16 protein-coding genes are annotated in these 15,729 nt (G+C 64.0%); 7 read left to right on the top strand and 9 right to left on the bottom strand.

The genetic code is table 11. The annotated features are described in order from the left end of the window. Position 1: 1 nt before the first annotated feature. The 3 genes from CXQ94_RS01235 to CXQ94_RS01225 are packed head-to-tail and all read right to left on the bottom strand — an operon-like array spanning position 2 to position 3,074. On the bottom strand, positions 2 to 904 hold the full coding sequence (locus CXQ94_RS01235) for a diacylglycerol kinase family protein (RefSeq protein WP_181034022.1): 903 nt from the start codon (positions 902 to 904) through the stop codon (positions 2 to 4). Further along, positions 901 to 2,466, bottom strand: a complete 1,566-nt coding sequence (locus tag CXQ94_RS01230; RefSeq protein ID WP_104086402.1) for a glycerol-3-phosphate dehydrogenase/oxidase — start codon at positions 2,464 to 2,466, stop codon at positions 901 to 903. The genes CXQ94_RS01235 and CXQ94_RS01230 overlap by 4 nt, the downstream gene beginning before the upstream one ends. Further along, complete coding sequence (locus CXQ94_RS01225) at positions 2,463 to 3,074, bottom strand: TetR/AcrR family transcriptional regulator (RefSeq protein WP_104086401.1); 612 nt, start codon at positions 3,072 to 3,074, stop codon at positions 2,463 to 2,465. Before CXQ94_RS01225 ends, CXQ94_RS01230 begins: the two co-directional genes overlap by 4 nt. A 17-nt stretch (positions 3,075 to 3,091) precedes the next feature. On the opposite strand from CXQ94_RS01225, the gene CXQ94_RS01220 reads away from it, so the two are divergent. Genes CXQ94_RS01220 through CXQ94_RS01210 form a run of 3 tightly spaced genes read left to right on the top strand, consistent with a single transcriptional unit; the run spans position 3,092 to position 6,173 of the window. After that, the gene (locus tag CXQ94_RS01220) at positions 3,092 to 4,768 is read left to right on the top strand and encodes an FAD-binding oxidoreductase (RefSeq protein WP_104086400.1); all 1,677 of its coding nucleotides are present in this window, start codon (positions 3,092 to 3,094) and stop codon (positions 4,766 to 4,768) included. After that, positions 4,765 to 5,598, top strand: a complete 834-nt coding sequence (locus tag CXQ94_RS01215) for an SDR family oxidoreductase (protein ID WP_104086399.1) — start codon at positions 4,765 to 4,767, stop codon at positions 5,596 to 5,598. Before CXQ94_RS01220 ends, CXQ94_RS01215 begins: the two co-directional genes overlap by 4 nt. Positions 5,599 to 5,633: 35 nt before the next feature. Further along, positions 5,634 to 6,173, top strand: a complete 540-nt coding sequence (locus tag CXQ94_RS01210; protein WP_104086398.1) for a hypothetical protein — start codon at positions 5,634 to 5,636, stop codon at positions 6,171 to 6,173. Here CXQ94_RS01210 and CXQ94_RS01205 read toward each other — a convergent pair. The 6 genes from CXQ94_RS01205 to paaA form a co-directional block, all read right to left on the bottom strand. Continuing rightward, a complete protein-coding gene (locus CXQ94_RS01205; RefSeq protein ID WP_104086397.1) occupies positions 6,170 to 6,952 on the bottom strand; it encodes an enoyl-CoA hydratase/isomerase family protein in 783 nt (260 codons plus the stop codon). The genes CXQ94_RS01210 and CXQ94_RS01205 overlap by 4 nt on opposite strands. A 178-nt stretch (positions 6,953 to 7,130) precedes the next feature. Continuing rightward, positions 7,131 to 8,321, bottom strand: a complete 1,191-nt coding sequence (gene paaE / locus CXQ94_RS01200; protein WP_104086396.1) for a 1,2-phenylacetyl-CoA epoxidase subunit PaaE — start codon at positions 8,319 to 8,321, stop codon at positions 7,131 to 7,133. Further along, positions 8,321 to 8,857 (bottom strand): 1,2-phenylacetyl-CoA epoxidase subunit PaaD, encoded by a 537-nt coding sequence (gene paaD / locus CXQ94_RS01195; RefSeq protein WP_104086778.1) that lies wholly within the window; start codon positions 8,855 to 8,857, stop codon positions 8,321 to 8,323. The genes paaE and paaD overlap by 1 nt, the downstream gene beginning before the upstream one ends. Before the next feature lie 5 nt (positions 8,858 to 8,862). After that, positions 8,863 to 9,711, bottom strand: coding sequence for a 1,2-phenylacetyl-CoA epoxidase subunit PaaC (paaC, locus tag CXQ94_RS01190; protein WP_104086395.1), 849 nt, complete (start codon positions 9,709 to 9,711; stop codon positions 8,863 to 8,865). After that, complete coding sequence (gene paaB, locus CXQ94_RS01185; RefSeq protein WP_104086394.1) at positions 9,708 to 10,040, bottom strand: 1,2-phenylacetyl-CoA epoxidase subunit PaaB; 333 nt, start codon at positions 10,038 to 10,040, stop codon at positions 9,708 to 9,710. Before paaB ends, paaC begins: the two co-directional genes overlap by 4 nt. Positions 10,041 to 10,042: 2 nt before the next feature. Next, positions 10,043 to 11,041, bottom strand: a complete 999-nt coding sequence (gene paaA / locus CXQ94_RS01180; protein WP_104086393.1) for a 1,2-phenylacetyl-CoA epoxidase subunit PaaA — start codon at positions 11,039 to 11,041, stop codon at positions 10,043 to 10,045. 178 nt (positions 11,042 to 11,219) lie between these two features. On the opposite strand from paaA, the gene paaI reads away from it, so the two are divergent. The 4 genes from paaI to CXQ94_RS01160 all read left to right on the top strand — a co-directional run bounded on the left by paaI (position 11,220) and on the right by CXQ94_RS01160 (position 15,688). Beyond that, entirely contained in the window at positions 11,220 to 11,651 is a 432-nt protein-coding gene (paaI, locus tag CXQ94_RS01175) for a hydroxyphenylacetyl-CoA thioesterase PaaI (RefSeq protein WP_104086392.1), read from the top strand. Between the two features lie 14 nt (positions 11,652 to 11,665). Beyond that, positions 11,666 to 12,982 (top strand): phenylacetate--CoA ligase PaaK, encoded by a 1,317-nt coding sequence (paaK, locus tag CXQ94_RS01170; protein WP_104086777.1) that lies wholly within the window; start codon positions 11,666 to 11,668, stop codon positions 12,980 to 12,982. Between the two features lie 21 nt (positions 12,983 to 13,003). Beyond that, the gene (locus CXQ94_RS01165; protein WP_104086391.1) at positions 13,004 to 13,624 is read left to right on the top strand and encodes a TetR/AcrR family transcriptional regulator; all 621 of its coding nucleotides are present in this window, start codon (positions 13,004 to 13,006) and stop codon (positions 13,622 to 13,624) included. Between the two features lie 99 nt (positions 13,625 to 13,723). Next, complete coding sequence (locus tag CXQ94_RS01160; protein ID WP_104086390.1) at positions 13,724 to 15,688, top strand: HNH endonuclease signature motif containing protein; 1,965 nt, start codon at positions 13,724 to 13,726, stop codon at positions 15,686 to 15,688. Positions 15,689 to 15,729 lie beyond the last annotated feature (41 nt).

Here is a 15,729-nt window from a genome sequence, read left to right as displayed (position 1 = left end):
GCTAGGAAAACGCGGGCGAGCCCGGCGGGACAAGGACTTTTACTGCCCTGGGCGCGATCTCCACGAGGGCGGGAAGTGGGCCCACCCTCTCGCCGTCGGCGTAGATGTTCAGCGGCTTGTTGGCACTGATCACCACCGCGCTTCCCCGTGTGGAGGCAATGTTCCCCTGCTTCAGGTGGGTGCCGCGGTAGGAGCGCAGGAATGCGGTGGCCACGGCCACAATCGTGGCACGGCCCAGCGAGACCACGTCCAGCAACCCGTCGTCGACCACAGCTTGCGGGCAGATCCGCAACCCTCCACCGTATTGGCCCACATTGCCCACCGCTACAAACCAGCCCGGGAATGTGGTCTCGCGGCCGTCAACGGAGAGCGTAAAGGTGACGTCCTTCCATGCCAGGAAGGCTTTCAGCCCACCGTACAAGTACACGAACGGCCCCAGATTCAGCTTGGCGCTGTTGCCGTATTCGTTGGCGAGCCCATCGAAGCCCACATTGGCGACACCAAAATAGGGGCGCCCGTTGACCAGCCCGAGGTCGAGGTCGGCCACCACCAAAGCATTGATGGAGCCAACCGCCTTGACCGGGTCGAGCCCCAGCCCTAGCCGCCGCACGGTGTCGTTGCCACGGCCACCGGCCAAGGGCAATATGACGGCACCCGACGTTCGAGCCCCGGCGGCGACGGCACCCAGGAAACCGTCCCCGCCAAGGACCGCCACCAAGGTACCCGCGGCTACCGCACCCGCCTGGGCTGTGGCGTCCTCGAGGCTCTCGGTGATGGAAACGGTTGGCGTGAGCCCTGCCGCTCGCAGGGCCTGGACCGTCCGGGGCCACAGCCTGCGCGCCCGCCCGCCGCCCGACGTCGGATTGACGAGGAGCAGCACCTGGCTGCCGGCAAAGGAGCTCACCGCACGGCCCCAAAGGATGGAGAGGTTGCCATGGCGAGAATCTGTTCCGCCCGGCCCCGGGCTCTGGCCGCGTCTGCAGGAACGAACGCCAGGCGGGTTCGCCGTTCCAGCAGGTCCTCAACGGTGGATGCGCCCTCGGCGCGCAGCGCAAACAGCAACTCCGCGCCCGTGATCTGTGCACCGTCGAACAACGGCTCCGCCAGGATGCCCTCCTGCCGTTGGAGCGCCTGCACCGAGGCGGCCTCCGTCCCGTATTTCGCCACCAGCCGGGCCGGGGCGTCAATGCCTCCGAGCACCTTGGCCGACGCCGCACCGACCAGGGGCAGGGTTCTGGTACCGGATTTTGACTCTGTGCCGAGCCTGGCGGCGGCGGCGTCAACGGCGTCCTGGGCCATCCGCCGGTAGGTTGTCATCTTTCCGCCCACCACGGTTATAGGTTCCCCGGGAACGTCCCGGATCAGGTGTGCGCGGGAAATGTCGGCCGTACCGTCGGGGCCGTCGCCGTGGGCCGCTTCCACCAGGGGCCGCAGCCCAGCAAAGGAACCCACGACGTCGTCGCGGGTCAGGGGGACCGCCAAGGTGGCGTTGACAATGTCCAGGAGGAAGTCGACGTCGTGCTCGGGAACCTGCGGGTGGTGGCCGTCCGCACTGTGGTCCTCCTCGTCTGTCAGACCGATGTACACGACGCCGCCGGGCTGGGGCAGCACGAAGACGTACCGGCCAAAGTGCCCCGGCACGGCAACAGTGTGTGCGGCGTGGGGATTGCCCAGGCGTTGCGCCCGAACCACCAGGTGCGTGCCCCGGCTGGGCGTCACCGTCAGCTGCGGCACAAAGTCGGCAGCCCACACGCCGGTGGCATTCACTACCACCTTGGCCTGGATGCGAACCGGCTCCCCCGTCCGGGTGTCCACGGCGTTCACGGTTGTTGCACTCATGCTGTTCGCGGCCACATCGCGCATGACGTGTGCGCCCCGGCCCGCCGCAGTCCGTAGGACCCCGAGTACTAGTCGGGCGTCATCCACCACTTGACCGTCCCAATAGAGGTAGCCTCGCCGCAGTGCCGCCACATCGAGGGCGGGTGCCAGGGCCGCCACCGCCCTGCTTGAGAGAAGTTGGGGCCGTGGCAGTGTCTTGCTGCCCAGGCCGGACACCCTGCGCAGGACGTCGTAAATGACCACACCTAGCCCCGCGACCGCACCCTCCCAGGCAGGGGCGGAACGGGCATCCGGGATGACAAAGCCCAGCGGGTGGACCAGGTGCGGGGCGATCTTGCTCATGAGCCAGCGACGTTCCACGGCCGATTCCCAAGCCACTGGGAAGTCCATTTTTGCCAGGTACCGCAACCCCCCGTGGATGAGCTTGGAGCTGTACCCGCTGGTCCCGGAGCCGAAGTCGCTGCTCTCGATCAGTGCCACGCTCAGCCCCCGGCTTACGGCATCAAGTGCCACCCCGGCACCGGTGATGCCGCCACCCACCACGGCCACATCCACAGTGTGGCTGGCCACGTGGGCCAGTGCCCGGCTGCGGCTGTCGTCATTGATCCAGCTCGGGTTTCCGGTCATGGTGTCACCGTCCGTTCTTGGCTGGTGTTCGACGGCGTGAGGTACCGTTCGAGCATCTTGTGCAGTTCCGCCAGCGAGTCCTCGAACGCGTCTGTCCTCAGCAACACTCGGGAGGATAGGGCCACACCCTGCAGCGTTAGCAGTAGCGCGGTGGCGGTCCCGGCCGATGCCTCGACGCTGCCATCGGCGATGCCGTCCCCGAGCAGGGCTCGCAATTCGTCCAGGATGAGCTGCTGGCTGGCCCCAAACCTGTCCGTCACGTAGGGGACCAGAAAGTCGGGGTCGCGTTCGGCGATCGAGGCTAGCAGCTCCGATGTCGCAAAGAGCCGCACACTTTCCACGGCGAAGCGCACCAGCTGTTCGCGTCCCGTGCCTGCGGGCGTTCCGGTTCTCAGGCTGCTCGCGGCGCTGGCGAACTCCTGCGTCAGGGTTGCCAGCACGGCGTTTTCCACCGATCCCATCCGGCGGTAGAACGTCATCCGGGAGATGCCGGCGCGTTCGGCAATGTCGTTCGCCGTGGTTCGCCGGACGCCGTGAAGCACTACGGATGCCCGGGTTGCGGCAAGGAGCCTAGTATTCGCCTGCACATTGGTACGTTGTGACTGCATGTGTCACACTGTATCTCATGGTGACGAATCTCACAGAAGAAATTCCCCCGTCCATCTGGTCGGGATGGGGAGACCCTGCACGCGCTCGGCCTCTGAGCGCCGGGGCTCTGGAATTTCTGCGCCGCACACTCAAGCTGGCCAGCGTTGAGGCCACCCACGCTCCCGTTGATCTGGCAGATGTCAGGGTGAGGCCCGCAGCCTTGGACGAGGCGGTCCTGGCCGAACTCCGTGCCATCACGGGGCCGGAGCACGTCTCAACTTTCGATTCGGACCGCGTTCTTCATGCGGGCGGCAAGAGCACCCCGGACCTGATGCGCCGTCGCAGCGGGGACGCACTCGACGCCCCGGACGCCGTCGTCTTCCCCGGCAGCAGCGAGGAGGTGGGCGAGGTCTTGGCTGTCTGTGTTCGACGGAAGTTGGCGGTGGTTACCTTTGGCGGCGGAACATCCGTAGTGGGCGGGGTGGAGCCGCTGCGCGGCCGCTTTTCCGGCCTCATCACCATCGACATGCGCCGCATGAACCGCCTGCTGCACGTGGATCCGCTCTCCCGTACGGCCACCTTTGAGGCCGGCATCCGGGGCCCTGCCATCGAGGCGGCGCTGGCGCCACGCGGCTTCACGCTGGGGCACTTTCCGCAAAGCCATCAGGAGGCGACCCTGGGCGGCTACCTGGCCACCCGCTCCGCCGGTCAGGCCTCCACCGGTTACGGGCGCTCGGATGATCTGGTCAAGTCGGTGCATCTTCAAACTCCCGCAGGCCCCTTCGACGCCGGCTCCCCGGCACCCGGCACCGCTGCCGGACCCAAGCTCCTCGACGTGGTGGTTGGCAGCGAAGGCACCCTGGGCGTCATAACCCAAGCAACTGTGAAGGTATCCCCGGCGCCCGAGGCAAAGGTGTACGGCGCGTGGTCCTTCCCTACCTTTGCCGCCGGGGCCGACGCCATGCGTCAACTGCGACAGCACGGCCGACGCGGCGACATGCCGCACGTGTGCCGTTTGAGCGACACCGACGAAACGGCGTCGACCTTCAAATTGGGCGGCTGGAAGACTGGCATACTCTCGCGCTACCTCACCACTCGCGGCCAAAAGAAGTCTGCGCTGGCCCTTTTTGTTTGGGAGGGCGACGGGCGCCAGTGCCGGGCAGGCAAAAGGCGCAGCGCCCGGATCCTTCGCCGCGCTGGCGGTATCCCGGTGGGGCCGCTCCCGGGGAAGTCGTGGGAGCATGGCAGGTTCAGTGGCCCGTACATGCGCGATGAACTGCTGACCCGAGGCGTGTACGTGGAGACGCTGGAAACGGCCGCCGTCTGGGGCAGCGTGGAGGGGACCTACACGAGCGTTCGCCGGGCCATCCTGGACGCCCTGGAGTCAAACGGTGCGGCCGCCTACGTGCAAACGCACATTTCCCACGTGTATTCCGACGGCGCCTCGCTGTATTTCACTTTTCTAGCGGGCTTGGAGGAGGACGGGCTGGCCCAGAATTCGCGGGTCAAGGAGGCGGCCTCAAAGGCCATCATCTCGGCTGGTGCCACCATCACCCACCATCACGCCGTCGGCCTGGACCACGCTCCCTATATGGCCGCCGAAATCGGAGATCTGGGCCTGAAGGTCCTCGCCAGCTTCAAAACCACATTGGACCCGGAAGGCATCATGAACCCGGGCAAACTCATCCCCTCACCACTGGAGCCGCAGCCGTGAATAGCACCATTGAATCCCTTGCCAATGCAACTGTACTGATCACCGGGGCCGCCATGGGAATGGGCAAAATGTACGCCCAGCTGGCGGTTCGGGATCACGCCGCACACGTGGTCCTGTGGGACGTCAACGCCCAGTTGCTGGAAGATGCTGCTGCCGAATTGAGCGGGAAAGGTTCCCAGATCCACAGCTACGTGGTGGATGTCAGCAAGCTTGAGGCCATCGAGGGCGCCGCAGAAAAGGTGCGCAACGACGTCGGCACCCCGGACATTCTGATTAACAACGCCGGTATTGTGCGTGGCAAGTACTTTTGGGAACACGATCAGCGCAGCGACATCGCGGCCACCATGGCCATCAACTCCCTGGCGCTGATGCACGTCACCCGCGAATTTCTGCCCGCCATGATCGAGGGCGGACGAACGTCCCGGATTGTGAACGTGGCCTCCGCGGCGGGGCTGCTGGCCAACCCCCGAATGAGCGTCTATTCGTCCTCCAAGTGGGCCGTGATCGGGTGGAGCGATTCCCTACGGCTGGAACTGAAGCAGGCCGGACACCACCACATCAAGGTGACCACGTTCTGCCCCTCCTACATCAAGACGGGCATGTTTGAGGGGGCTCGCGGCCCCTTGCTGACCCCGCTCATGGAGCCGGCGGCGGTGACGGAACGGGTGTGGAGGGCTATGAAGGAGGGCACACCCATTCTGATGATGCCGTGGACCGTGAAACTGAGCACGGCGCTGCGCGGGATCCTGCCGATCGCTGCCTGGGATGTGGTGGCCGGGCGTGTGTTCGGCGTCTACAAGTCGATGGAGCATTTCACCGGGCGCAAGTAGATCAGCCGTCCAGCTTTAGCTGGGAGGATGGAGCAATGAAGAATCCCCAAGTCACCCCTGCCAAAGCTGCCCAGACCGCCATTGCCGCCCAGGAGGCGCCTACGGTGAGCAAGCTGATCTTTCTGGCAGCTGGTGTCGGGGCGCTGTTCTCGGCGCTGATGCTGTTTCTTGGCGCAGGTGATCCCGCCACCACGTCCATGACCGTCTTTGTCGCCTCACCGTTGGTCCCGGCACTGTCCGCTGCAATTGTCTGGATTCCGTTGGCGCTCTCGCCTAAAACGGAGGCCCGCCGTCAAACCACCACGGCGGCTGCCTTGATGTTCATCCTTGCCATCATCTTTTTCTTCATAGAGTGGTCGGCGCGCTTTGAACTGAGCCTCTACTTCGCCGTCATGCTTTTTGGCTGGGGCGCCAGGCTCCAGTACCAGGCGCTCAAGTGGGCAGCCCTGCCTTTTTTGGTAGCCGCCGTGGCTCTGCGGGTGTTTGCGTTCCCGGGCGAGGCCTTCGTCCTGGTGGCCCTGGGAATTGCGGCGATCGCCTGGCCGTTCCTGCGCAGGGCCACGCCGCAGAGCTAATTCCCCGTGAAGTCAGGTTTGCGTTTGGCGGTGAAGGCGGCGAACCCCTCGGCATAGTCGGCCGTTTTTGACAGGGCCACCTGTGCGGCGTTTTCTTGTACGACGGCGTCCCACAGTCCCAGACGTTTGTCCCTGATCTGTGCCACCAGGGTTTTGCTGGCGTTGAAAGCCTGAGTTGGTCCGGTGGCTGCCTTCAGCGCTGCTGCCCGGGTGAAGTCCAGTAATTCATCGGCCGGCTTCGTCCTGCTGAACAGCCCCGCAGCGACGGCCTCGGAACCGCTGATCAGCTCCGAGGAGTAGATCAGATCAAGTGTGCGATGGCTTCCGAGCCGTTCGGTGAACAGCCAGTGTCCACCGGAGTCCAGGGTGGCGCCGAGGTTGCCGAACGGTGAGCCGAACTTGGCGTTCTCTGCCACGTAGACAACGTCGGTGGCGATCAGCAACCCGAGCCCTACACCGAGGCAGGCACCTTGCGCCGCGGCAAAGGTCGGCGCCGGGAACACACTCATTTTGCGCAGCAACGGGGTCAGTAACCCCTCAAGGTAGCCGCGCGCGTCGTCGTTGGCACCATCCACCCCGGCAATGTCCCGACCGGCACAAAACGCCCGGCCCGCTCCCCGCAGCAGCAGCGCCCGAACCGCACCGTCGGCCACGGCCGCCCCGGCCTCGTCATAGGCGGCGTCAAGCTCCACGAGCCCGGCCTCATCCAGTGAGTTCAACTTGTGCGGGGCATTAAGCACAATCTCGGCCACGCCGTCGGCAATGGAAAGCTCAATCATGGACACTCCTCAGTTGGCTGGACACAGGGACTGGTGAGACAACCACCACGGCGGCGGAGCCGACATTTTTTGTAGGCGACGTAAAGGAGACGCCAAAGGCCGCCCGCGGCCGACGCGTCGGATAGTCGCCGGAAAAATGCCGGTCCGCCTCCGAAGGTGACGACTTCGCGGCCGCAGTCTAGACGTCGTAGTCAACGGTGACCTCGGGCGTTGTGGGGCGGGACTGGCAGGTGAGGACGTAGCCGTTGGCTATTTCCTCCGGCTCCAGGGCGTAGTTCTCTTCCATATCAACCGTCCCGGTCACGAGCTTGGCGCGGCAGGTGCCGCAGACGCCGCCGGCGCAGGCGAACGGGACGTCGGGGCGCACTCGCAGGGCTGCGTTGAGGATGGATTCGCGGGCGTGGGTGGGGCTGAGGATGTCCGCCTTGAGGCCGTCGAGGGTGAAGGTGATTTTGTAGTTATCTTCCGATTCGTCCACGACGACGCGGCGCCCGGCCTGGCCTTCGGGGCGGTTGGGGGTGCCTGTGGTGAATAGTTCAAAGCGGATACGGTCCTTGGGTACGCCGCGGGCGGCGAGCACGTCGCGGCACAGCTGGACGAGTTCGAACGGTCCGCACAGGAACCATTCGTCGACGTCGTCGCTGTGAATGGCGGTGCCGAGCAGCGCCTCGAGTTTGTCGGCGTCGAGCCGTCCGCTCATGATGGGGGCGATGCGCTGTTCACGGGAGAGCACGTGATGCAGGGCCAACCGGGCCGGGTATTTGTCTTTCAGATCCGCAAGTTCTTCCAGGAACATAACGTCCATGGAGGCTTTGTTGGCGTAGATGAGGTCGAAGCGGGTTTCGGCGTTGGCGGCCAGCAGGGTGCGGGCAATCGCGATGACCGGGGTGATGCCGGATCCGGCCGCGATGGCCACGAAGGTGCCAGCACCGGCCACCAAGTCTTCGGGGTGATTCATGCCCGTGAGCACATTGGAGGGCCCGCCAAGTTTGGAAATGAAGGCGCCCATGGGGCTCATGACCTCCATGGCCTCGCCCTCGGCCAGTTCGGCGTTCGCCCAGGTGGAGAACTGTCCGCCGAGGTCTCGCTTGATGGCCACGCGAATTTCGGAGCTGCCGTCGTCGAACTTCACTGGCGCGGCGCAGATCGAGTAGCTGCGCCGCACTTCCCGCTGCACTCCGTCGTCGTCGGGCATTTGCCTGCGCAGGGCGACGTACTGGCCCGGAAGGTAGTCGTAGTAGCCGGCGAGTTCCGCGGGGACGCCGAAGGTGACCTCGATGGCGTCCTCGGTGAGGCGGCGAACCCCTGAGACCGTCAACGTGTGGAAGGCGGCGCGGCGCCGGGCGGTGGCATCAGCGGGGACGGTCATTAGAGCACCTTGAAGTAGTCGAAGGGTTCCTTGCAGTCCTGGCAGACATAGAGCGCTTTGCAGGATGTGGACCCGAAGCGGGTGATTTCCTTGGTATTCAGCGACTGGCATTGCGGGCATTTGACCGCCAGGGCCAGCCGGATCCGGCCGCTGTGCCCGCCCGCGCCGGAGTGCCCGCTGGGGGCAGCGATCCCGTATTCCTCCAGCTTGGCCTTGCCCGCGTCCGTCATCCAGTCCGTGGTCCAGGCCGGTGCCAGCACCGTTTCAATGGCGACGTGGGCGTAACCTTCGGCGGCGAAAACCGCGGCCAGGTCGTCGCGGATGGCGTCCATGGCCGGGCAGCCCGAGTAGGTGGGCGTGATGGTGATCTGCACGGCAGGTTTGCCCGCAGCGTTTGCTGCATCGCCGTCGTCGTACACCGCAACCCTGCGCAGAATACCCAAATCGGCGATGGTTAGCACCGGGATTTCGGGGTCACACACGCGGGCGGCAATGTCCCACGCCGTCTGCTGCGCCGTTGTTTCGAGAGTGTTCATGACGGTCACCAACTTGCCCCGGGGAATTCGCGCGCCAGCACCTGCATTTCGGCCAGCAGGTAGCCCATGTGTTCGGAATGGCGCCCGTGCCTGCCGCCGCCGGTAGCCGGGGGCGACGCGGGGACATCCAGTTCCGCTTCGGTGAAGACATCCGCCACGCCTCGGTCGAATTCCGCGCGCAGGCTGGAGGGCACGACGCCGGCATCGCCGAGTCGCGCCGTCAGCTCGTCATCCTCGAACAGCTCGCCAACGCACGGCCACATGAGCTTGAACCCGGCGATGATGCGGCGGCGTGATTCCTGTGTGCCGCCGGCCAGACGCAACACCCACTGGGTGCTGTGGTCAAGGTGGTAGTCCACTTCCTTGACGGCCTTGGCAGCGATGGCCGCCAGCATGGGGTCACTCGAACGGGTCAATTCGCGGTAGAGCGGGAACTGGTAGTTGGCCACGATGAACTGCCGGGCAATGGTCGCGGCAAAGTCGCCGTTGGGCTGCTCGAACAGGTGCGCCGAACGGAATTCGGGTTCTCGGCGGAAGTAGGCGAGGTCGTCCTCGCTTTTACCCCACGCGCTGCCGGCGTAGCTCAGGAACGAGCGGGCGTGACCTAGCTGGTCCAGGGCGATATTCCCCAATGCCACGTCTTCCTCGAGCTCGGGTGCACGGGAAATCCAATGGCTCAGCCGCTGCGCCAGGATCAGGGCGTCATCGCCCAGGCGCAGTGCGTATTCGGCCACGTCTTCGCTTGCCTTCGCTGCGCCCTGCCGGGTGGCTTGGGCGATGTCTTCCGGGCGGAGCGCGTTGCCGGGCGTGATTCGGGTGGCGGAGGCGGAGCTGTCACCTACGGACTGTGTCACAGGTGCTTCACCCCTTCGCTCTTCGTGTAATAGGTGGCGTGCCGGTAGTCCTTGCCCTGGGGGGACTCGAAGAAGGCGCCCTTGGCGTCGGGGTCGGAGGCGGCGATGGCGTCGGCCGGGACCACCCAGATGGAAACGCCCTCGTTGCGACGCGTGTAGAGGTCGCGGGCATTGCGCAGCGCCATCGAGGCGTCGGGCGCGTGGAGTGAACCAGCATGGACGTGGCTGAGTCCCCGGTTCGATCGCACGAACACCTCCCACAGGGGCCAGCGGTGGGCTCCCGGCTCGGGCGCCGGCGTCGTGCTTGAGGCTTTGTCTTGCTCATTCATTATCAAGCCGCTACTTTCTGCGCGTTCTTGGCGGCCTGTTTTTCGGCGTAGGCCGTGGCGGCTTCACGAACCCAAGCACCTTCTTCGTGGGCGGACCGGCGACGCTCCAGGCGTTGGGCGTTGCAGGGGCCCCGGCCGGCCAACACTTCCTTGAACTCTTCCCAGTCAAGGGGCGCGTGGTCCCACTTCTTGGTGGCCTCGTTGAAGCGGATCTGCGTATCGGGAAGAGTCAGGCCCAGCACCTTGACCTGCTCAACCATCATCCCCACGAAGCGGGAGCGCAGCTCGTCATTGCTGAACCGCTTGATGTTCCAGGCCATGGACTGCTTGGAGTTGGGCGAATCGTCGTCCGGCGGACCAAACATCATCAGCGATGGCGCGTACCAGCGGTTCACGGCGTCCTGGGCCATTTCCTTCTGCTCAGGGGTGCCGTTGGCCAGCTCAAGCAGAATCTCAAAGCCCTGGCGCTGGTGGAACGATTCCTCTTTGCAGACACGCACCATCGCCCGGCCGTAGGGTCCGTAAGAAGCGCGGCACAGGGGCACCTGATTACAGATAGCGGCACCGTCCACCATCCAGCCGATGGCTCCCATATCCGCCCAGGTGGGCGTCGGGTAGTTAAAAATGGAGGAGTAGCGGGCCTTGCCTGCCACGAGCGCATCCATCATCTCGTCGCGGGAGGTCCCTAGGGTTTCGGCCGCCGAATAGAGGTAGAGTCCGTGCCCGGCTTCGTCCTGAACCTTGGCCATCAGGATGGACTTGCGCTTCAGGCTAGGCGCCCGAGTGATCCAATTGGCTTCTGGTTGCATGCCGATGATCTCCGAATGTGCGTGCTGGGAAATCTGGCGGACTAAGGAGCGCCGGTAGGCCTCTGGCATCCAGTCGCGGGGCTCGATCCGGGAATCCCTGGCGATGATCGCGTCGAAGTTTTCCGCCCCGGCAGCATCCAGCTCGGATTGCTCGTGCGTGGATACTCCCCCGGACTGCACATTTTGTGCCATGGCTTCTCCTTGATGTGTGCCGATTCTTGGTGGATTTAATTACCGACCGTTCGTTCAGAATATAGTGTGACGAACGCCTCGTCAATCAACCCGGGTCACCGCTCAGGCCTTGATTGACAGAACACCCCAACAGGGTATTACCTAATGAACATTCGGTAAGAAAAGTGAGGAGTGACACATGTCGCCCATCGACGCGGATGTCCACCATCCGATGCTCACCCATGACCATGCGAGCGAGTGGCTGGGGATCGAGGTCCTTCACCTCGGAGACGGCCAGGCAACCATCGCCATGACGCTACGCCCGGAGATGATGAACGGTTTCGGCATCACGCACGGCGGCATGATCTTCGCATTCGCCGACTCCGCCTTCGCTCTGGCCTGCAACCCCGCCGACGGCGACGGCAGCACCGTGACTGTTGCGGCCGGCGTCGACGTTAATTTTCTTGCCCCCAGCCGCGCGGGCCAACGCATTACCGCCGTCGCCACCAGACGCCAGCAGCAGGGACGCAGCGGCCTCTATGACGTTCAAATCTTGAGCGACGACGGCGCCACCGTAATCGCCGAATTCCGCGGCCGCAGCCGGACCATTCCGAACAGGCACACCAAGTGAAAGGTCCGTCCACGATGACCGATACCACCCCGCGGGACCCTTCCAAGCTGGATGCGGCGGAACTCATGAGCCGCGACGAACTTGAGGCACTGCAACTGACCCGGCTGCAGCACACTGTGGCCTACGCTTACGACCGCGTCCCCCTGTACAAGCGCAAGTTCGACGACGCCGGGGTCCACCCCTCCGACCTTCGGGAGTTGTCGGATTTGGCGAAATTCCCGTACACCACCAAGGAAGACCTGCGCCAGGAATACCCCTTCGGCATGTTCGCCGTTCCGCAGAACGAGGTGGTGCGCATCCACGCCAGCTCCGGCACTACGGGCCGCCCCACGGTGGTGGGGTACACGGCCAATGACATCAAGATCTGGGCGTCCCTGGTGGCCCGGTCCATGCGTGCATCCGGTGTCCGGCCCGGCATGAAGGTCCACAACGCCTACGGTTACGGCCTGTTCACCGGTGGACTTGGCGCACACTACGGGGCCGAGGCGCTGGGCACCACCGTCATCCCCATGTCCGGCGGGCAGACCGAGAAGCAAATCCAGCTGATCACCGACTTCGAGCCGGATGCCATCATGTGCACGCCAACCTACCTCTTGACCATCATGGACGCCATGCTCCAGCGCGGCATCGACCCGCGCGCCACCTCCCTGAAATTCGCGGTATGCGGCGCAGAGCCGTGGACCGAAGAGATGCGCCACGAGTTGGAGTCGGGCCTGGACCTGCAGGCCTGCGACATCTACGGATTGTCCGAGGTCATGGGCCCGGGCGTTGCCGGAGAATCCGTGGAAACCAAGGACGGCAACCACATCTGGGAAGACCACTTCCGCCCTGAGATCATCGACCCCTTCGACCACTCCACCGTTCTGCCCGATGGCCAGGAGGGCGAGCTGGTGTTCACGGCCCTGACTAAAGAGGCTCTGCCGATCATCCGGTACCGAACCAAGGATCTGTCCAAGCTGCTGCCCGGCACGGCACGTCCGTCCATGCGCCGCATGGCCCGCATCACGGGCCGCAGCGACGACATGATTATCCTGCGCGGGGTAAACCTTTTCCCCTCTCAGATTGAGGAGATTGCACTGCGCATCCCGACGCTGAGCCCGCATTTCCAGTTGGAACTGACCCGCACCGGCCGGATGGATGAGATGACAATCCACATTGAACCGCGCGAAAACACCACCCCTGCTGAGCGCACCGCCGCGGCAGCAACGTTGAAGGCTCAAATCAAGATCCATGTGGGCTCTTCCTGCGTCATCGACGTGGTGGCACCGGGCACGCTGGAACGCTCCAACGGGAAACTTCGGCGCATCTACGACAACCGTCCCAAGGGCTGACGCCGTGAGAAACTAGGAACCATGCCTGCCACCCTCCCCACCACTACGCCGCCCGCCCCGACCAGCAAGCGCGGGCGCCCCGGCTACGACCAGCAATCCGTGCTGCGAATCGCCGTGGAGGTCTTCAACAAGCACGGCTACGAGGCCACCTCGATGGGCATTCTGGCCGACACCTTGGGCATTTCCAAGTCGGCCATCTACCACCATGTCCCGTCCAAAGAGGAGCTGCTGCGCCTAGCCCTCGAAGAGGCCCTGGGCGGTTTGGAAGAGGTATTGACGCTCGACGGCGCCACCTCGGGGACCGCCGTGGCACGTTTGGAATATGTGCTGCGCGGAACCATCGCGGTTCTCGTGGAGCGGCTGCCGTTCGTTACCTTGCTACTGCGTCTGCGCGGGAACACGGCGATGGAACGCGAAGCGATGGCCCGGCGTCGCGCCTTTGACCGGACCATCACCAGCTTGGTCTCCGCGGCCCAGCAAGACTGCACGCTCCGTGCAGATATTGACCCGGGAACCGTCACCAGACTGCTGTTTGGCACCATCAATTCGATCGTGGAATGGTACAAGCCCGGCGGACCACTGACCGCAAAAAAGCTGGCCGACGACGTCATCTCCATGGCTTTCGAGGGCCTGCACCGCTAGCCGCTTCCGCTCCCCGCCGGTGGCTTAATTTGGTGATTCGCTCCTCCACAGTTCGAATAGTTTCGAGAGAAATCCACATATCGTATTTTTCGTCGTAAAATGTCAGACCCTGACCGTAATGTTGAAGTTATGGAAGCGACGGCGACGATACCGGGGCAACCCGGATCCACAAACGGCAGTAGGACAGCTGGTGAACACATCCACCATCTGCTGGCCCTTGCCGAGTCGCTTATCCGCGCCGCTACTGCAAAATCCCGGGTCAACTTGGGCACAGCGGAGGAACCGGCATTGCTTGCCACGCCGCTGGGGCTCGAACTCGATGCACTCTCAGATGATGAAGCCGCGGCGTGGGCTCAAACCCTTGAACATCTCAACCGGCATCTTCAGGGGTTGCTGGTGCAGGCCGCCGGGGAGCTGTCCGCTCGTGTTGGAGCCGGCCGCTATCAAGAATCGGGGGCACGCACACCCGCTGAATACATCGGGTCGTCGCTGAAGCTCAGTAGGGCTGAGGCCTCCCATAGGCTGCTGTTGGCGCAAAAGTTCCTGCCTGCCTACGATTCATTGACTCAGATAGTGAGGCCACCGAGCCAGGTTGTCCTGGGATCAGCTTTGTTCTCGGGAAAGATTTCCGCCGGACAGGCACTGATCGTTTCCGGATTCGTTGACCGAGCCACCGCCCTTGCCGCCGCGGGAAGAATCCCTCAGGAGGCGTCCCGCGAGTTGGAGGAGACTCTGACTGAGTATGCCGAAGTGGAGCCTCCTTACTTCCTTCAGCATTTGGGTGTCCGAGCCATGGCCTTGCTTGATCCGGACGGGCAAAAACCATCCGAGGCCCAACGTTTAGCCAAACAAGGCATCTTCTTTCGAAAGCCGTATAAGGGTTGGGTCCGGATCGACGGTTACTTGACCGTCAGCCAGTACGAACGCGCCATGGCCTACCTCGGCTGGGCTACTAATCCCAAGAGGCTCGACGACCAGTCTCAAGATACGGGGCGGCAACATGACAGCTCTGAGCGTCCCATTCCAACTCCCAGGCCGCCCCTTCAGAACCCTGGACAGCCCCTGTGGACGGCGTCCACCGCTGAGGATGGATCTACGTGGCGGAAACCGCCGCCAGCAGACCGGGTTGCCGGGGTTGGCCAAGGCTGGCGGCCACCACTGGCCCCGGAAGATATCCCGCCGCGACCGCCCAATGCCCCAGCAAACGCACTGCCACCCGTCCATGAGGGTGACACTTGGTTTTGGTTCCCGGACATCACCGAACAGGACAATGGCTGGACTGCTCCCCCTGACGATAGCCCTCTTCCCGAGTCCGAGTCCGAGTCCGAGGACCAATGGTGGGGCGGCCCGGCAGTTCCAGATGCGGAGCAAGGAGTGCCCTGGCCCCACCATGTCGACGGGGTTTTTGTCCCCGTGCCCGGATCCGGAGGGGAACTGGAGGATTTGAGCCCCATTGATCCCAATAGCTCGGATCCGGCGGTGAAGGACAGGCGAACAGCCGCACAGAAATTGCTTGACGGGCTGATCAGCTGCCTCAAACTTGCGGCCAGCACGGACAAACTGCCCATGAATGGCGGTTTGAAGCCGCAGCTCTACGTCTCCGTCACCCAGGAGGACCTTGCCCGGAAGGACCATGGCGGATCTGTACTCACCCCCTATTGTGGTCAAGTTCCACTCGCACTATTCGAAGAAGAGCTGTGTGCATCCGAGGTCACCGAACTCTTCCTCGACAGCAACGGGAGCATTCTTGACGTGGGCCGCACGCAACGGCTGTTCACCTTCGCCCAACGCAAGATTCTCGTGGCCAGGGACATGGGCTGCGCCTTCCCCGACTGCATGGCACCACCGCAATGGACTGAAGGCCATCACATCATTCCTTGGAAGGACGGGGGCGTCACCAGCGTGGACAATGGCGTCTTGTGTTGCAGCCTCCACCACCACTACCTCCACGAGCGGGGCTGGACGGTCAGGCTCGAGGGCAGCATCGCCTGGTTTACGCCTCCCTACTCCGCGGACATCACGCGCCGTGAACGCCAAAACACTTTTCACCACAGCCGGCTTTGATCTCACATCTTGTCGGGCTGCCCTAGGGATTGACGTTTTTC

It is taken from the genome of Arthrobacter sp. GMC3, from assembly GCF_002929305.1.
In the GTDB taxonomy this organism is placed as follows: Bacteria; Actinomycetota; Actinomycetes; order Actinomycetales; family Micrococcaceae; genus Specibacter.
Note: the sequence above shows the minus strand (reverse complement) of the source record. Positions and strands in the feature narration are given on the sequence as shown.

Coding starts and splice junctions, on each gene's coding strand:
- CXQ94_RS01230 (WP_104086402.1), bottom strand. CDS start 2,466: ATGACCGGAAACCCGAGCTGGATCAATGACGACAGCCGCAGCCGGGCA.
- CXQ94_RS01225 (WP_104086401.1), bottom strand. CDS start 3,074: ATGCAGTCACAACGTACCAATGTGCAGGCGAATACTAGGCTCCTTGCC.
- CXQ94_RS01220 (WP_104086400.1), top strand. CDS start 3,092: ATGGTGACGAATCTCACAGAAGAAATTCCCCCGTCCATCTGGTCGGGA.
- CXQ94_RS01210 (WP_104086398.1), top strand. CDS start 5,634: ATGAAGAATCCCCAAGTCACCCCTGCCAAAGCTGCCCAGACCGCCATT.
- CXQ94_RS01205 (WP_104086397.1), bottom strand. CDS start 6,952: ATGATTGAGCTTTCCATTGCCGACGGCGTGGCCGAGATTGTGCTTAAT.
- paaE (WP_104086396.1), bottom strand. CDS start 8,321: ATGACCGTCCCCGCTGATGCCACCGCCCGGCGCCGCGCCGCCTTCCAC.
- paaD (WP_104086778.1), bottom strand. CDS start 8,857: ATGAACACTCTCGAAACAACGGCGCAGCAGACGGCGTGGGACATTGCC.
- paaB (WP_104086394.1), bottom strand. CDS start 10,040: ATGAATGAGCAAGACAAAGCCTCAAGCACGACGCCGGCGCCCGAGCCG.
- paaA (WP_104086393.1), bottom strand. CDS start 11,041: ATGGCACAAAATGTGCAGTCCGGGGGAGTATCCACGCACGAGCAATCC.
- paaI (WP_104086392.1), top strand. CDS start 11,220: ATGTCGCCCATCGACGCGGATGTCCACCATCCGATGCTCACCCATGAC.
- paaK (WP_104086777.1), top strand. CDS start 11,666: ATGACCGATACCACCCCGCGGGACCCTTCCAAGCTGGATGCGGCGGAA.
- CXQ94_RS01165 (WP_104086391.1), top strand. CDS start 13,004: ATGCCTGCCACCCTCCCCACCACTACGCCGCCCGCCCCGACCAGCAAG.
- CXQ94_RS01160 (WP_104086390.1), top strand. CDS start 13,724: ATGTCAGACCCTGACCGTAATGTTGAAGTTATGGAAGCGACGGCGACG.